The sequence below is a fragment of the Streptomyces sp. NPDC104381 genome, assembly GCF_055583745.1.
Genome location: NZ_JBVJNK010000004.1, coordinates 850,596 through 866,778, shown reverse-complemented (window position 1 = coordinate 866,778; position 16,183 = coordinate 850,596). Strand labels below are relative to the sequence as shown.

General features: G+C 67.5%; 16 protein-coding genes. 5 read left to right on the top strand and 11 right to left on the bottom strand.

Going from position 1 to position 16,183, the window contains the following annotated elements:
* The first annotated feature begins 121 nt into the window (after positions 1–121).
* Positions 122–715: a hypothetical protein gene (locus ACZ607_RS17690; protein WP_469735561.1), complete on the top strand. Its 594-nt coding sequence runs from the start codon at positions 122–124 to the stop codon at positions 713–715.
* 40 nt (positions 716–755) lie between these two features.
* On the opposite strand, the gene ACZ607_RS17685 is transcribed toward ACZ607_RS17690, so the two are convergent.
* Positions 756–1,214 (bottom strand): winged helix-turn-helix transcriptional regulator, encoded by a 459-nt coding sequence (locus ACZ607_RS17685; protein ID WP_469735560.1) that lies wholly within the window; start codon positions 1,212–1,214, stop codon positions 756–758.
* 85 nt (positions 1,215–1,299) lie between these two features.
* On the opposite strand from ACZ607_RS17685, the gene ACZ607_RS17680 reads away from it, so the two are divergent.
* Together ACZ607_RS17680 and ACZ607_RS17675 are read left to right on the top strand one after the other, a co-directional pair.
* Positions 1,300–2,481, top strand: a complete 1,182-nt coding sequence (locus tag ACZ607_RS17680) for an MFS transporter (protein ID WP_469735559.1) — start codon at positions 1,300–1,302, stop codon at positions 2,479–2,481.
* A 314-nt stretch (positions 2,482–2,795) separates the two neighbouring features.
* Positions 2,796–3,866, top strand: coding sequence for a (+)-(1(10)E,4E,6S,7R)-germacradien-6-ol synthase (locus tag ACZ607_RS17675; RefSeq protein WP_469735558.1), 1,071 nt, complete (start codon positions 2,796–2,798; stop codon positions 3,864–3,866).
* Between the two features lie 112 nt (positions 3,867–3,978).
* On the opposite strand, the gene ACZ607_RS17670 is transcribed toward ACZ607_RS17675, so the two are convergent.
* From ACZ607_RS17670 to eccB, 10 genes are all read right to left on the bottom strand, one after another.
* The gene (locus ACZ607_RS17670; RefSeq protein WP_469735557.1) at positions 3,979–4,170 is read right to left on the bottom strand and encodes a DUF397 domain-containing protein; all 192 of its coding nucleotides are present in this window, start codon (positions 4,168–4,170) and stop codon (positions 3,979–3,981) included.
* On the bottom strand, positions 4,167–5,018 hold the full coding sequence (locus ACZ607_RS17665) for a helix-turn-helix domain-containing protein (protein WP_469735601.1): 852 nt from the start codon (positions 5,016–5,018) through the stop codon (positions 4,167–4,169). Before ACZ607_RS17665 ends, ACZ607_RS17670 begins: the two co-directional genes overlap by 4 nt.
* 271 nt (positions 5,019–5,289) lie before the next feature.
* Entirely contained in the window at positions 5,290–6,546 is a 1,257-nt protein-coding gene (locus tag ACZ607_RS17660) for a S8 family serine peptidase (protein ID WP_469735556.1), read from the bottom strand.
* Positions 6,547–6,670: 124 nt separating this feature from the next.
* The gene (locus tag ACZ607_RS17655) at positions 6,671–6,970 is read right to left on the bottom strand and encodes a WXG100 family type VII secretion target (protein WP_099177837.1); all 300 of its coding nucleotides are present in this window, start codon (positions 6,968–6,970) and stop codon (positions 6,671–6,673) included.
* Between the two features lie 64 nt (positions 6,971–7,034).
* A complete protein-coding gene (locus ACZ607_RS17650; RefSeq protein ID WP_469735555.1) occupies positions 7,035–7,388 on the bottom strand; it encodes a WXG100 family type VII secretion target in 354 nt (117 codons plus the stop codon).
* Positions 7,389–7,466: 78 nt separating this feature from the next.
* Positions 7,467–8,714 carry a S8 family serine peptidase gene (locus ACZ607_RS17645; RefSeq protein WP_469735554.1) on the bottom strand — a complete coding sequence of 416 codons (1,248 nt, stop codon included), beginning with the start codon at positions 8,712–8,714 and terminating at the stop codon, positions 7,467–7,469.
* Between the two features lie 25 nt (positions 8,715–8,739).
* The gene (locus tag ACZ607_RS17640) at positions 8,740–10,470 is read right to left on the bottom strand and encodes a hypothetical protein (RefSeq protein WP_469735553.1); all 1,731 of its coding nucleotides are present in this window, start codon (positions 10,468–10,470) and stop codon (positions 8,740–8,742) included.
* Positions 10,467–10,907 carry a hypothetical protein gene (locus ACZ607_RS17635; RefSeq protein WP_469735552.1) on the bottom strand — a complete coding sequence of 147 codons (441 nt, stop codon included), beginning with the start codon at positions 10,905–10,907 and terminating at the stop codon, positions 10,467–10,469. The genes ACZ607_RS17640 and ACZ607_RS17635 overlap by 4 nt, the downstream gene beginning before the upstream one ends.
* Positions 10,908–11,054: 147 nt before the next feature.
* Positions 11,055–12,338: a type VII secretion-associated serine protease mycosin gene (gene mycP, locus ACZ607_RS17630; RefSeq protein WP_469735551.1), complete on the bottom strand. Its 1,284-nt coding sequence runs from the start codon at positions 12,336–12,338 to the stop codon at positions 11,055–11,057.
* A gap of 11 nt (positions 12,339–12,349) precedes the next feature.
* Entirely contained in the window at positions 12,350–13,882 is a 1,533-nt protein-coding gene (gene eccB, locus ACZ607_RS17625; protein ID WP_469735550.1) for a type VII secretion protein EccB, read from the bottom strand.
* A 183-nt stretch (positions 13,883–14,065) separates the two neighbouring features.
* Between eccB and eccE the strand changes: the two genes are divergently transcribed.
* Together eccE and ACZ607_RS17615 are read left to right on the top strand one after the other, a co-directional pair.
* Positions 14,066–15,406: a type VII secretion protein EccE gene (eccE, locus tag ACZ607_RS17620; RefSeq protein ID WP_469735549.1), complete on the top strand. Its 1,341-nt coding sequence runs from the start codon at positions 14,066–14,068 to the stop codon at positions 15,404–15,406.
* A complete protein-coding gene (locus tag ACZ607_RS17615) occupies positions 15,403–16,113 on the top strand; it encodes a hypothetical protein (protein WP_099177829.1) in 711 nt (236 codons plus the stop codon). Before eccE ends, ACZ607_RS17615 begins: the two co-directional genes overlap by 4 nt.
* The last annotated feature ends 70 nt before the right edge of the window (positions 16,114–16,183 follow it).

Here is a 16,183-nt window from a genome sequence, read left to right as displayed (position 1 = left end):
CGGGCGGTGACGGTCGGCGGTACGCCGCTGTGACCGCCCGCCCCGGTGAGAACGGCCCAGAGGTCCTGGGTGAGAACGGTCCGGAACGGTCCTCGGTGAGAACAGTGAGGCTCCCACAGCGATGAGCGCGCTTCTTCTTGTGCTGGCCGCCGGCCTCGTGGTCATGGGCTGCGTCAAGGCGGACCGGGTCCGCCGGTGGCGCCGGTCGCTCAGTCCTTCGGCGCCGGAGCTGCCCGATTCCGCCTTCGTCGTGGCGCGTGTCGCCCTCTTCGGGATGGCGGGGATCGGCATCTTCTCCGCGTTTCAGTTCATGGCCGTGGTCGCTGACGCGGAGTGGAGCGACGACGAGCTGTCCAGTGCGGTCGGCCAGGCAACGGAGGAGTTGAACGGCGCCTCGCGCTTCGGCGACATCTACGGCGAGGACGGCGGCTTCGACGAGGAGTTCGCGACGATGATCGAGGACGAGGTCGTCGAGAACGGTGGCGGCGGCGCACCGCAGAGCGGCGTGGACGCCGGCGCCGCGGCCGCGAACCGAGCCTCCGACGCCGACTACACGGTCACGGCCGCCGGTGCGGACGCGGCCTTCTGCGTGCACGTCGTACGTACGCGCTCGAAGGGCGGGGACTACGAACCTCCGGGGATCGCGGGCAACCCCGGCACCGTGACCGTTCCGATCTACGACTTCGCCGTGACGAGCCGCAAGGGCGCGTGCTGACGCCCCTCGTCGGCCGGGTTCACTCCCCCGCTCCCTGCGGTCAGCGCTCGTGCAGCACAGAGGTCGTCTCGACGTCCACGGGCCTGCCCTGCGCGTCGGTGGGACGCAGTTCCGGGAGCGGGAGACCGCTTCCGTCGACGAGAAGTGAGTGCGTTTCCGTCGGTGCGAAGGCGTGGCGTTCGCCCCACTGACGCGCGGCCACGATGACGGTGAAGAGGTCCCGGCCCGCCTCCGTGAGGACGTAATTCTGTCGTCGCCCTGTCGGGGCGGTCTGCCGCTCGAGGATTCCTCGTTCGATCAGGCGTCGCAGGCGGTCGGTGAGGATGTTCCGCGCGATTCCGGTGCGCTGCTGGAAGTCGGTGAACGCGCGCGCCCCGTCCATCGCGTCGCGGACGATCAGCAGGCTCCATCGGTCCCCGACCAGGTCGAGCGTGCGTGCGACGGGGCAGGCGGGATCGGTCCAGGACGTCCCCTCGTCACCGGGCGCCGTGCGAGTCATCACTCCTCCTCAAGGGTTGCGAATCGAAACCATTCTGCCGTACCTTCATTTTGGTTGCATTGTGCTACTGATTGGGGGTGTGCCGGTGAGTCTCACGTCTGGCCGGAGGACGCTGTTCGCCGTGATCTGCGCGGTCGCGGTCGCGACGATCTATGTGGCGCAGCCCGTGCTGGCCCAGATCGGTGGCGACCTGGGCGTGCCGGAAGCCGACTTGGGGTGGATCGTCACCGCGGGGCAGCTCGGCTATCTGATCGGCCTGGCCCTCCTCGTTCCGCTGGGGGACATGTTCGACCGCCGCAAGCTCATCGCCGGGCACCTTCTCCTCGCCGCGGCCGGCATGGCCTTGGCCGCCGTCGCCGCCCAGCTCTGGCTCCTGCTTGCCGGTCTGGCCCTCGCCGGTTTGTTCGCGGTCGTCGTCCAGACCACGGTCGCCTTCGCCGCCGACCTGTCCACGGCAGCGGAACGCGGCCGCACACTCGGAGCCGTGACCTCCGGTGTCATCATCGGCATCCTCGGAGCGCGCGTGCTCGCCGGCACTCTCGCCGCCCTCTGGGGATGGCGAAGCGTCTACGTGGCGATCGCCGTGCTCCTCGTCGCGCTCACCTGCTGCGTGCTGAGGCTCCTGCCGCCCGACCCCCGCGACGTCCGGACCACGTACGGCGCGGTGCTGATAGCGCTGGGCCGTATGTTCCGTGAGCGCCTGTTCGTCTCACGTGGACTGATCGCGTTCTTCCTGTTCGCCTCCTTCGGCACGCTGTGGAGCGGCCTGGCCCTGCCGCTCGCAGCCGGGCCGTGGCATCTGAGCCCGGCCCAGATCGGCCTCTTCGGGATCGCCGGGCTCGCCGGGGCACTGGGCGCCTCCCGAGCCGGCAAGGGCGCCGACGCCGGCCGCACCGCCGCCGTCACGGGCGGCGCACTCGCCCTCCTGGCCGCTTCATGGCTGGCGACCGGGCAAGCGTCCTGGTCGCTCTGGCCGGTCGTCGTCGGCGTGATCGCCCTCGACTTCGCGGTGCAGGCGGTGCACGTCAACAACCAGCACCTGCTCACATCCGCGTACTCGCACCGGACGAGCAGCGCCATCGGCGGCTACATGCTCTTCTACTCCCTCGGCTCAGCCGTCGGAGCGACCGGCACCACCGCGGTGTACTCCGTCGCAGGGTGGGCCGGATCCAGCTCTCTCGGCGCCGCCTTCGCCCTCTGTGCGCTCCTCGTCTGGGCCGTCGACCGACACACGGCCGCTGACGCGCGACGAGACGTGTCCGTGTGACCGCAGGTGCGGTCCGGTCCGGTGGGGTGGGGCCAGAACTCCATGGCCGACCCGTGAATCGGTGAATCCTGAACTTTCAAGAGGCACTTTCGGGCCAAGTGTGTGCCCGGGGTGATCGACAGCAAACGATGCGTGATCAACCACTTTCGCACCCCTCACAGGCGCCGAAGGCGTTACCAGGGGCCCGTTCCGGGGCCGATCGGCACGGTCGTCCACGAGCCAAGCAGGCCGGAAAGGGCTGTACCCGTTCCCCGTACACCTTGCTAACTTCCGGGTCTCAGAGGCATTGAAAAGTACATGCGAAAGGGCGGTACATGACCTCCCCAGCTCCAGCGCCGAAGATCCCTCAGCTGTGGGTTCCGCTCCCCTCCGGAATCCACCCGAGTTGGCGTGAGATCGACGAACGCTCGGCCGCCTGGCTCGATCGATTCGGCCTCTACTCCGACCGAGCCCAACGCGAACGGCTGACACGGATCTCCGTGGGCGAGATAACCAGCCGTGGCGCCCCCGCAGGACGCCTCGGGGCGTTGCAGTGGACCTCGGACTTCCTGATGTGGCTCTTCGCGTTCGACGACGAGTTCTGCGACGAGGGGCCGGTCGCAGCCTCCCCGGACGCGACCCTGCTCATCATCACCAAGCTCCAGCGCGTGGTCGACGTCCCCTGGGCGGCACCCGCCGACGACAACTACAGCGCCGCGTTACGCGAGTTGCGGCTGCGGCTCGACGGCCTGACCACACCCGTGCAGACCGCGCGCTGGGCCGCGAGCTTCCGTGCCTACCTCCAGGGCCAGATCTGGATGGCCGCCAACAGCGCCCAGGGGCGGATCCCCACCCTCTCCGACCACCTGGCGGTACGGCTCGACTCCTCCGGGGTCAAGATCTTCTCGACGCTCAGCGAGATCATCCACGGATACGACCTCCCCGCGGCCGACTACGAGCGCCACGACGTCCGTGGGTTCGTCGAGGTCTTCGCCTCGATCATCGGCTGGTCCAACGACCTGGTCTCGTACCACAAGGAGCGTCAACGCAGCCAGGACGGCTACGGCAACATCGTCGACCTGATCGCGTACGAGCGGAAATGCTCCCTCGACGAAGCGGTGAGCGAGACCGCCATGATGCACACCCGCGCCATGGCCCTCTATCTGCGCCTCCGCGACCAGATCCTGAGCGACGCCGGCCCTGAACTCCGCCGCTGGATCACGGACTGCGACTCCTGGATCCGCGCCGACTACGACTGGTCCCTCACCACCAACCGCTACGTCAACCCGGAGGACCCGGCCGACCTGCCGGCCGGCAGCGCGGCTTCCCCCTTCCAGGAACGGGAGGCGAACCAGCCTCTTCCGATCGCCAGCATCGGCTGGTGGTGGACGCTGGTGAAGGACTAGTCACCCCAGGTTCGTCATCGTTTCGTCCGGCACGGCCGGCGTGCCGGACGAGCGGGGGGGGGCGGGGGGGCGAGCGAAGGAGTAGGTCAGGAGACTGCCCCGGTGCCCCCGTTCACACCGTTGAGCCGGCTGCAAGCTTCGTGAACGCCGACCAGGCGGCCGGGGATACGCTCAGCGGACGCTTCTGCGTACATTTCGAGTCCCGGATGAGAACGGTGGCCCGGTGTGCCGCCACTTCGACGCAGTTGTCGCCCGAACTGCCGCTGTAGCTGCTCTTGAGCCAGACCGGCTCTCTCGTGCTCATAGTTCTCCTCGCATCTGCTCCAACAGACTTACGGTGGCTTCGCGGCCGAGGGCCTGCGAGCGCAGCTTGCCATAGCGCTGGAGCATGGCGCTCACGTCTTTCGGTGACGTGATGAGAATGCTCGACTGCTGTCCCTCGGAGTAGCCCACCCACTCGTGCGCCCGGGTCTCGGCCAGGTACATCAGGCCATCGATGCCGGCGTGGTCGTACTGACGCAGGGGCATGACCTGGATCTCGACGTTACGCCGCACACTCTGCTCGAGCAGATGCTCCAAGAGCTGACGAACGACGTCGGGCCCGCCCATGTGCCGTTCCAGCAGAGCCTGTTGAATGATGAAGCTGAATGCCGTGTTCGGCCTGTCGGTCAGGAGTTGCTGTCGCTCCAGCCGGGCGGCCACCTGATGCTCGATCTGCTCCTCGGACAGGGGCGGCAGCCGTCGTTCGAAGATCGCCCGGATATACGCCTCCGGCTGCAACAACCCCGGGATCGCCCGGCACTCGTACGCGCAGAGCGTGATCGCCTCCTCCTCGATCCCCGCCCACTGCCGGAACCACGACGCCAGCCCAACCTTTCGCGTCAGGCTCCGCGCAGCCGCCGCGAGCACACGCGCAGCCGCCGCCCCCAACACCTCCTCCGAGCGCTCCAGCAGGTCCCTGGGCGGGAACCGCTTCCCCTGCTCGATCTTGGCGATGTACGCCGCCGAGTGCTGCACCAGCGGCGCGAACTGCTCCTGGGTGAGGTGGGCTTCCTCCCGTAACGCCTTCAGCACCGCCCCGAACGTCTTGAGGCTGTCCGACAACTCGGGCTCGTTGTTGGCCGCCTCCCCGGCCCCTTCGCCTGCCCGCATGGCCCACCGCCCGCTCTTCCGTGTCCGCTCAGCACCGGACCCGACCGTGGTGCTGCCCGGTACAACGCTGACGGCCTTTCCGGTCACGGACAGCCGCCCGCCCAGTCCACAGTCCGACCAGTACAAGGGATTCTGTATCAGCACGGGCCCTGTAGACCTGCGGTCCACCTCAGAATCACCCACCCGGGGTGGGCTCTGTACGCAGGCCATCGAGCGATTTCGGATGCCATTCGTTGGACCCATGCCGAGCCGCGCGCCTCGGTCATTTCGGTCAGGCGCGACGATGCCGACGAACCAACGCGAAAGCGCCTCCGCCGAGCACAAGCACTACGGCCACTCCGCCGAGAATCAGCCCCAGTTGGCTGCTGCCGTCCTTCTCCGCGCTGGAGCCTGCCACAGCGGCGTCCTCCACCTTCTCCTTCTTCTCAGGCTGTGACGAACCTGATGCGGCAGGTGAGGCTGGGGAGCCAGCGGTCTTCTCATTGGTGAGAGGACTGATGTCCGGGGCGCCAGGATCTCCTGTGCCCCTGAGGATGTTGACAGCCGGACGAATGATGCCGTGGCCGAGGTAGTTGCTGAGCGTTCCCTCTTCCCAGTCGTCTCCTCGCCCAGCCGTGTCAAAGAGAACGTTAAGGACCTGGTTCGCTGTCCACTCCGGGTGGGCGGACCAAATCAGGGCAGCAGCGGCTGACGTGATGGCTGTCGCTTGGCTGGTTCCGCCTTCCGACTCACAGTAGCCCTGGAACTTTTTATCGCACCAGGCCGGAATTCCGTCACCCGGGGCTGCAATGTTTACGCTATCCCCGTGCTGGGAGTACGTTGAGGCTTTACCGCTGCTGTCAGTTGCAGCAACGCCGACGACCTGTGGGTACGCAGCGGGGTACTGCTCCTTGTTTCCCTCTTCGGCGTTGTTTCCAACTCCCGCGAAGAAAAGCTTCCCTTTTCGCTCAGCGTACTCGACAGCTTCGCGCTCTCCCCTACCTGGGAAGTCACTAGCGAAAGACATACTGATGATCTGCGCATCACTGTCCGCCGCAGCACGGATAGCGTCTTCAGTATCATCCGCGTTCACCGAATGCTCATTCTGAAACTTCGTATCAGTGATCCGCATCGGCATAATTTTCGCGCCTGGGGCGAGGCCCTTCAGGCCCCCACCCTCGCCCGTCCCAGCGATCAACTCGGCCATCGTGGTGCCGTGGCCGTCATAGTCGTCGTACTCATCGCCGTCTGCCCCTGTGGCATCAAACCCTTTTAGTACCTGCCCCTTCAGGGATGGCGTCCGAGGGTTGACACCGGTATCAATGACAGCAACCTTGATGCCCTCGCCTGTGGTTGTTTTCCACATCTCTTCAGCATGCATGGGTTCGAGGTACCACTGCTTCGACTGCGCATCCACAGCGAACGCAGAGGGCGCGGTTCCAACGAATCCCACACTCCAGGCAGCGGCCACAGCCATCGTGCCGAGCAGGCGCATTCTCAATCCGAGAGATGCACGACGTTTTCGGGTCTGGCTCATTCCTGCTGTCATCCTGACTTTCGAACCTTCCGTGTACGTACTCGATCACCCCGGCCGTGTGGGCCCACGACAAAGGTCAGGGTGGGCACCTCCCGTGCGTGCCCACCCTGACCTGTGTTGTGTTGCCTGGCGAGACCTACTCGAAGTTGGCCCGCGCCCGCTTGTCACCCGCGTGGTACGACGTACCGGCGTCACGCACCTTGCGAGAGATCTCCGACAGAGCGGTGTGGATCCCCGTGGCGTCACGGTCCCAGCCGGCCTGTGCGGCGTCGTACGCCGACTTGGCCTCGCCCACCCAGAGCTCGGACACGTTGGCAACCATGCGCTTGATCGCCGCAAGGTCCTCCTGAAGCTGCCTGCTCTGCCGGTCGATGTCACCGGCGGCCTGCTCCAGGCTCGAGTAAGTGACAACCATCGTGCCGTCGTTGGTCGGCATACGGTCCTCCAGTTCAATCTAGTGCGGTGTGATGGCCCGTACGTGGTACGGGGTACGGCAAGTCTCAGAGAGCGTTGATGGCCGACGTTTTGGCCTCGGAACCGCCCGAGTGGCCGGGGACGACGTCGACGCCCTGGAGTGCCTGCCTGATCTCGTCTTCGGTGTTACCGGAGATGGTCCGGGCCGCCTTGATGGCTTCCTGGAAGTTGACGAGACGCGTGGCGATGTTGCCCATCTTCACGTTGATGTCAGCCTGCTTGACGTTGAAGGCGCTGGCGCCGATACCCTTCCAGGCACCTTCCAGGCTGTCGATCGTCGCCTGCAGCGTCTTCAGCTGGCCCCTCACGGAGTCGAACCGCTTGGTGAGCTCGCCCTCGAGCTTGAGCAGCATTTCATCTGAAAGCTTCTGATCCGGCATGGTGCTGGCTTCCTTCCTGGTGCTCTTTATTCGGTCCGGCGTTTCCGCCGGAAGGTGCGTGTGAGGAACTACGGTCAGTCAGGCCGTACGGCGCTTGCGAACGAGCGCGAAAGCGCCTGCGCCGAGCACGAGTACTACGGCCACCCCACCGATGATCAAGCCCAGTTGGCTGTCGCCGTCCTTCTCCGTGCTGGAGCCTGCCATGGTTGCGTCCTCAGCCTTGTCCTTCTCGTCAGGCTGTGACGAAGCTGATGCGGAGGGAGCGGCCGAACCTGCGGAGCCGGACGTCTTCTCGTTGGTGAGCGGGCTGACGTCCGGGGCGCCGGGATCGCCCTTACCCTTCAGAATGTTCATGGAAGGGCGAATCAGACCGTGACCCAGGTACTTGCTGAGCGTGCCCTTTTCCCAGTCCCGGCCAGCCGTATCGAACAGTACGTTGAGGACTTGGTTCGCGGTCCAGTCAGGGTGAGCAGACCAGACCAAGGCAGCAGAAGCTGATGTGATAGCCGTGGCCGCACTCGTTCCGCCGTCCCCTCGGCAATAACGTTCGAATTTCTCATCACACCAAAAAGGCACATCGTCACCGGGTGCGGCAATATCGACGATGTTGCCGTACTGGGAAGTATCGGAAACTTTACCCTGCTTATCGGCCGCTCCGACACCGACGACTTCCGGGTAAGCGGCCGGATAGATGGGTGCGTTACCCTTCTTTGCCTCATTTCCAACAGCAGCGAAGAATAGCTTCCCTTTACTCTGAGCGTATTTTACCGCTTCAATTTCTCGATCCATTTTAAATTCGCTACCGAACGACATGCTGATGATCTGGGCATCACTATCAGCAGCGGCACGGATTGAGTCCGCAGAGTCGTAGGCATTGACCGAATGGGAGTTTTGGAAGTCAGTGTCCGCGACCCTCATGGGGATGATCTTCGCTCCAGGGGCAAGACCCTTCAGGCCTCCGCCTTCCCCAGTACCGGCAATGAGCTCCGCCATCGTTGTGCCATGACCGGTATAGTCGTCAGTTTCGTCCCCTTCGGCACCCGTAGCATCGAGCCCTTTGAGGACCTGCCCCTTCAAGGACGGCGTCGATGGGTTGATGCCAGTGTCGATGACAGCAACTTTGATGCCTGCCCCCGTGGTGGTCTTCCACATCTCCTCGGCCTGCATGGGCTTGAGGTACCACTGATCCGCCTGTACGTCTGCAGCGACCGCCGACGGAGCAGCACCTACAAATCCGATGCTCCACGCAGTTGCCACGGCCATCGCGCCGAGAAGTCGCCCTCTCAGCGGGAGGCGCATTCGGGTCTGGCTCATTCCTGCTGTCATCCCGACTTCCGAACCTTCCCTGTACCTACTCGATCACCGGCGGTGCGACTCCACGACGTCCGGCTTCCCACGTCTCTCTGTCTTCGGTCAGGTAGTCCGGACGCGGCGTACCGTCGTCCTGGTCCTCGTCTCTGGAGTCCTTCCGACCTGCCGGACCACGCACGAGACCAGCACCGCCTGCGGTGAAGCCCTTCCCGCCCGCCCCGGGCCGTGCGGGGCCACCGCGGGGCGTGCCGACAACTCCGTTGGTGCTGGGGGTGCCCCGCCCCGCAGGACGAGGGGTCTTACCGCTTCCACTGCCCACGACGCCGCGCTGTCCGACCCCTCCGACCGGACCTCCCGGCCGTGACGCTCCGCCAGCTCCGATGACCGTTCCCCGAGGGGTACCACGTGTGCCTCCGGCCGCCCCGGACGTGGAACGCTGGGGTGTGCCCCCGACGATGCCGCTCCGGCCCGCACGCGGGTTGGACGTTCCGGACGTACCGGCATGGCCTACCGACGTCGGCCTGCCACCAGTTACACCGGATCGTCCGGCAGTGGGGGACTGCGCCCCACCGCCCCCACGTCCGGTGGTTCCCGAGGCCGAGCCCCCGCTCATCGGCGATGGACGCCCGACCGGGGACCCAGCCCGACCATTTGCGGCAGGACCGCCAGTTGTTCGACCGCCACCGGGCTGGCCAACAGTTCTGGGCGCGCTTGTAGTGCCCTGCGGGCCACGTGAACTATTGGTGACGGGATTCATGAAGCCAGGCGCCATGGGGAGGTTCGGTCCTCCACCAGACGTAGAAGGACTCGTAGTTGGAACGGGAGATGGCGCATTAGGGGTGGTCACCGGTGCCGGCGGAGTGGCGACACTGTCGATTTCTGTCGAGACGCCCCTTTCCGGGACAGGCGTCACTGGCACTGGCGTCTCGAAGCCTTGGCCGCCCGACGAGGAACCGGGGCCGCCGATCACTGCATGACGCGACGCGCCGCCGGAGTCCACGGCGCCGGGCGACTCGGAAACCGACGACGAGGAATCCGACTGCCCATCACCTCTTCCCTTCGAAGGCCGCGGCATCGCCACATCGAGCTTCTTCTCGAACCGCGGCGGTTCCTGCGCCGCCAGCGTCTCCTCCGACACCGCGTAGTACGACGCCAGCCGGTTCGCCTGGTTGATTGCTTCCTGGCGGTCCTTCTCGACCTTGAGGGCCGCCTCGTACTCCGCGTTCCCCTCGATCTGCTTCGGCGCCTCGACCTCGTCAGGGGTCTTGCGGACCAGACGGGTGTCGCGCTTCGGGAGGGAGTTGCGGACCGAAGCAAGACCCGTGCCCGCGACGGTGATCTGGGTGCCGGCCACCTCGGCGAAGGCACCCAGCTTCCGGGCGTGGGCGACCAGGCCCTTGCCCCAGTTACTGAAAGCGGTCCCGGACTCGCCTTCCCAGTCGACACGGTCGATGAAGCCCTCAAGCTCGCCCGCCGCCGTCTCCATCGCGGAACGCGCCTTCAGGAGCGCTTTGCCCGCCTCTTCGAGGTACTCCGGCTTGGAGTTCTCGATGAGGTCGATCATCGCGTTGAGCTCGTGGCCCTCGAAGGACGTCCGGCCGGAGGAGCCGCCGCTGCCGAGGCCGAACACCTCCATCACGTCCTGCATCTGGCGGGTCACGTCGGTGACGACCAACTGCCCCGCGACGCGTTCCTTGTCCTCCTGCTGCTGTTCCGCAGGAGTCAGCTCCGGCTCCTCGGAACCTGTCTCAGGCGTCTTCGGCTCGCTCATTCGGCTGCCCACCCCCCGTCATACTGCTTGTCAGCATTCTCAGGCTTGGCAGGCTCGTCCGCCCGCGCCGCCTTCTCGCGCTCGGCGTCCATGTGCGCCTGGATCTCGTAGAAGCGGCGCCGCGTGTCGTCGTCCACGTTGTCGAAGCCGACCGCCGCCGCATGCACCCCGAGGCTCAGGTACTCGATCTGCTCGCCCAGGGACTTCGAGAGGGTGACCAGGGATTCGTGAACACGGTTGTATTGGGCGTAGAGCCCGTCCGCTTCCGCGAAAGAGGCGTTGTGGCCGCTGAATGCGTTACGCGACACCGTCTGTTCCGCGACCTTCGACTTGCCGGCCGGTGAGCTCTCGAGGTCCGCCAGCAAAGCGTTCACTTTCTTCTGGAACTCCTCCAGGGCGCCTACGCCCTTCCGGAGATCCCCTTTTCCCTTGGCCACGTTGCTGCCCTTCCCCGTTTCCCCGTTTGCTCAGTCCGTTTCGCGTTGCTATCGCACCCGCGTGAACAGCGCTGACCCCATCACATCACTTTAGCCAATGGCACTGACAGGACCAACTGTCTTCTCCATCACGTGACTTCCACGACATCACATTCCGCCGGGCCGGCCCTGCCGCCGCTGCCTGTCGCGTACGGTCACTGCCGCGCCCGCGATGGCGGCCACCAGGACCGCTCCGCCCACCACGACGTAGGTGGCGAGCCTGGCGTTGCGCTCGTCCGCGGTTTCGCCCAGATGGATGGCGGCCGGAACCGGTGCCTTGCCCTTGCTCATACCTTCGTGTGCCACCGGTTTCTCGATGGGCTTCTCGTCCTCCGTCAGGGCGCGCACCGGGTCGACGACGCCCCAGCCGACCAGGTGGTCGTGGCCCGCGATCGAGCGTTCCGCCGTCTGCTCGATCTGGGCGACGATTTGCTCCTGCGTCCAGTCCTTGTGCTTGGCCTTGATGAGCGCCGCGACCCCCGCGACGTACGGGGCCGAGAAGCTGGTGCCGTTGTCGGCGCAGTGTCCGCCGCCGGGGACCGTGGAGATCATGTCGACGCCGGGGGCAGCGACGCCCACGAAGTCACCGGACTGCGAGAAGGCCGCCCGTTCGTTGTTACGGTCCGAAGCCGCGACGGCCAGGACGCCGGGGTACGAGGCCGGGTAGGTCTTCTTGATGTTGCCGCCCAGCCCGTCGTTGCCCGCCGAGGCGACCACCACGATCTCCTTGGCCAGGGCCGCGTTCACCGCCTGTTCCAACAGCGGCGTGGGCTTCACCGCGTTGGCCGTGTCCTGGGAGATGTTGATGATGTCGGCCCTCCCCTGCCCGGCCGCGTAGTTGATGGCGTCTGCCAGCGTCTCCGCCGTCCCGTGGCCCTCGGCGTCGTTCTGCTGGATCGGGATGACCGTCGCGTCGGGAGCGAGGCCGGTGAAGCCGGTGCCCTTCGCCTCACGCGCGGCGATGATGCCGGCGACCTTGGTGCCGTGGCCGACCACGTCGGTGGTGCCGTTCTCCTTGCCGCGCTCGATCTTGTTGCCGTTGTCGTCCTTGAGGTTCTTGTCCAGCAGGTTCTTGCCGCTCCCGGCGTCCACGGCTTTCGTGAGCTGCGGGTTCTTGACGTCGATACCGGTGTCGATGACGGCCACCCGGACACCCTTGCCGGTGGACTGCTCCCACAGTTCGTCCATCAGTACGCGCTGGAGCGCCCAGGGACGGCCCGCGTACTTCTTCGAGGGAAAGGTGCACTGGGTGGAGTCGTCCGCGGCCGCCGGCAGCACCGGCAGCGAGACGACGAGTACGGCGGTGGCGGCCGCGGCCGTCAACAGCCGCCGCGGGCACGCCCGGGAGGAAGGAGAGGAGAGGGAGAAGGAGGAAGTGGGGTCCGTGGTCACGTGGTCGCTCCTCACGAACCCTGCGGCTGGCGGGCGGCGCCGGTCGACAGGCGGGGGCCGGTCGGCAGAAAGGCGGACCAGGCGGCGGGTACGGACGCGGGGTCGACGTCCTTGTACCCGAGGTGGTTCTGTGCCTGCTGGGCTTCCTGCTGGCTCTGCGCCTTCTCCTCCTTCGTGCCGGACTCCCCGATCCCGGAGTCGTCCTCCACGCTGTCGCCGTTGGACTGCATCGCGTAGCGCAGCCCGGTGTCGGTCACCAGGAAGAGGGGGCCGGACTCGGGGCTGGATCCCTTGAACTGACGGAAGAGCTGCCCGGATCCGGGGGTGACGTAGGCGCTGCTGGACCCGGTGGGGAGCGTGGCGGGGAAGCCCGTGCCGACCCAGGTGCTGAGGGTGCTGGCGCCGTCCTTGTCGGAGACCGAACGCAGGACGTTGCACACGGTGTTACGGCTTCCGCTCTCGGTGCTCGCGGAGTTGACGGGCTCCGGCTTGCTCGTGGGCCACTTCTTCTCCTGCCCGAACGCCTCGCCCGGCTCGAACGCGCCGGCGCTGACGTGCTTCGCCTGGCCGTCCTGGCCGAGGCCGACGAGGTCGCGACTGCTGAGCAGGAGTTTGGCGACGAAGTCGGACACCGGGGCGACCCGGCCCGGGAGGACCACGTACTGCTGGGTCCCGGTGCCGGAGACCGCGGCGAGGATCATTCCCACCTTGTTGTCCTCGTCCTGCAGGATCCCCGGAACGCCCGCGTCGGTGCCGGGATTTCCGTCGATGGCCGGGATGGTGACCGCGTCGCCCTGGTGCAGGGTGTCCAGCCAGTCGGCGGACACCCGCTGGGGGGTGCGGTCCGGGCCGACCAGGGTGCGCAGCAGCAGTTCGTCGTTCTTCACCGCGTACGCGGTGCCCGTGGCGTCGACGATGTAGCGGGTCCTGTCCGGTCCGGGCCCCTCGACGTACATCAGCTCGCCGCCGTGCAGCTTGTTCGCGCCCTCGGTCTTCCCCTGTTCCCGCTCGGCGAAGACGAACGCCGCCTTCTGGATGGCCCTGCCGCCCTCGCCGGGCCGCTCGCAGACCGCCCAGCGCTTCGAGGCGCCGGCTTCGGACTTCTCGGGCAGCCGGTCCGGGGCGTACGGGATGCCGAGGGTCGCGCCGTGCGGGATCTTGCCGCTGTCGAGGACCGATTCGCTGACGTTGACGACCTGGCCCTTGTCCGGGGCGAGGAGCAGCTTGGCGCTGGACATGTTCAGGACGGGGTGGAGCTGCGTCTTGCCGTCGGTCTTCAACACCACGTAGCGGGTGGTGGACTTGCTGGCGATGATGACGTTCTCGTACGGGGTGTCCCATTTCTGGGGTGCCACGGGCTTGAACATCCCCCAGGCGCCGAACACCGCCAGGACGACCACGCCGACGATCGCTCCGGGCACCACCGCGCGCAGGGGGCGCGGTGCCCCCTCCTCCGAGCCTGACGGGTGGGGCTGCAGGAACTGTGCGACCAACCTCCGCTTCGCGAAGGTGTAGGCATTGAGTTCGTCCCGCCGTGATGCCATGTGCGCGCTGCCCCTTCTCCCCAGTGGGCGACCAGGTTCCCACACCCGCCGTGGACCGCTGCCGTCGACCGGGACCCCTACTATGCCTGTTGGCACTTGGCTCTCACCGCTCAGGTAGGGTGATCGCCCGATCAACGCCCGTGAAAAAAACGGTGAATACGGACACGAGGGGGCAACGCGGCGATGGCTGCAGCGACGGGCGAGCGCACGAGGCGGTCCACTCGGCGAATGCCCTCCCCTTCCCGGCGGCAACGCAGCAACGGGCCTGACGACACGGCCCCCCGCAGCTCGGCGGACACCCCCGCCGCGACCACGCTCCATTCGATCTCCAGGACCGGCCGCGTCGGTCCCGCGCTGCGGCAGATGGTGCTCGTGGAAGCGGCCCTGGCCGTCGCCGTGGTGGGCGCCGCGCTCGGTGGTGCGTGGATGATCCCCGCCGGCGTGATCGCCTGTCTGCTGATCCTCCTCGCGGTGGTACGCCGCCGGGGCCGGGCCGTCCAGGACTGGCTGTCGACCGTGTCGTCCCTGCGCCGCCGCCGGCGGACCGCGACGGCGCCCCCCGCCGAGACGGAGCCGCAGCTGGCCCCGGTCGCGGAGAACGTGCCGGGGTTCGCCCCGTACATCTACGTCGACGGCGCCCGCCGCACGGTCGGCATGATCGGGGACGGCACGTTCCTGACCGCGGTCGTCCGGGTCGAGGCGAGCGGTGAGTCGCTCCGTCAGGCCATGGGTGCCCGGGCGCTGCCGTTGTCGCTGCTGGGCGACGCGCTCGCGGTCGACGACATCGTGCTGGAGTCGGCGCAGCTCGTGCAGCAGGTACGGCCCGCTCCGGCGCCGCATCTGCCGGAGCGGTCGGTGGCCCGGCTCTCGTACGCCCCTCTCCAGGACAGGACCGGGGCGCCCGCGCTGCGGATGACCTGGGTGGCGGTGAAGCTCGATCCGGAGCTGTGCCGGGAGGCCGTGGAGGCCCGCGGTGGCGGGATCGGAGGGGCTCAGCGCTGCCTGGTGCGGGTCGCGGACCATGTGGCGAGCCGCATCACCGGCGCGGGTTTCCGGGCCTCGGTGCTGGACCAGGAGGAGCTCAACTCCGCTGTGGCGACGTCCGCGTGCGCGAACCCCATCCTGTCGGCGCGTGCGGGGCGCCCTGACGCGGCGCCTCAGCGGCGGACGACGGAGACGACGCGGGTCTGGCGCTGCGACGACCGTTGGCACACCACGTACGCGGTCGACCGCTGGCCCGAGCTCGGCCGGGGAGCGACTCCGCTGCCGCGGCTCGTCGCCCTGCTGACCTCGGTACCGGCGTACGCGACGACGTTCAGCCTGACGGTCCGCCGCGGGACGCACCAGGGCCATGTGTCCGTGCGGGGCCACGTCCGGATCACCGGCGGTTCCGACACCGAACTGGTCGGCGTGCGAAGGACTTTGGAGCAAGCGGCCCGGCACGCGGAGGTCGGTCTCGTACGGCTGGACCGCGAGCAGCTGCCGGGTGTCCTGGCCACGCTCCCGCTGGGAGGCGCGCAGTGACGAAGAACATCGCTCCGAGGCGGGGGCTGCTGGGTCCGCGCCATGCCGGTCACACCCTGGCGGCGGACCACCTGGGTGCGCTGTCGTTGCCGGTGGGCGACGACGGCGTGATCATCGGTGACGACGCCGAGGGCCGCCCGCAGATGATCGGGTTCCACCGGCCGGCGCCGTACGACGTCCTGTTGATCGGTGGTCTGTGGACCGCGCAGGTGCTGGCGCTGCGCGCGGCCGGTACGGGTGCGCGGGTGGCGGTCGAGACGGGCCGTACCCAGGCGTGGACCACGCTGGCCCAGGCGGCGGGCGCCGGTCTCGAGTGCATCTCGCTCCATGATGTGGGCCGGGTGCCGCCGACCGGTGCCACGGTCGGCAGCCCGGTCGTGGTGGTGCGGGACTGCGGTATGCGTCCGCCCCGCGGCCGGGTGGTGTCCTCGCCGTGGCAGTCGGTACTGACCCTGCTCCCCTATCTGAGCCCCGTGGCCCCCCGGTTGATGCGGGCGGCGACGCTCGTGGGCGTGCAGCGGGTGTCGCCGGCCGAGGCGGAGCAGATCGGCCGGATACTCGGGCTCGCGCGTGCCGAGAGCGAGGCACTGCCCACGCTGGCCGACGGTGTCACCCTCTGGGTGGCGGGCCGTGAGCGCCACTGGGTGATGACCAGCGCGACGGATGTGGAGACCGGACTGCTGGGCACCGCTCGCAGGATGGACTGAACCTCTCCCGTTCGGCCCCCGGACCGGCCGCTTTTCAGGATCATGGCGGGGGAACGACACATTCGACGGA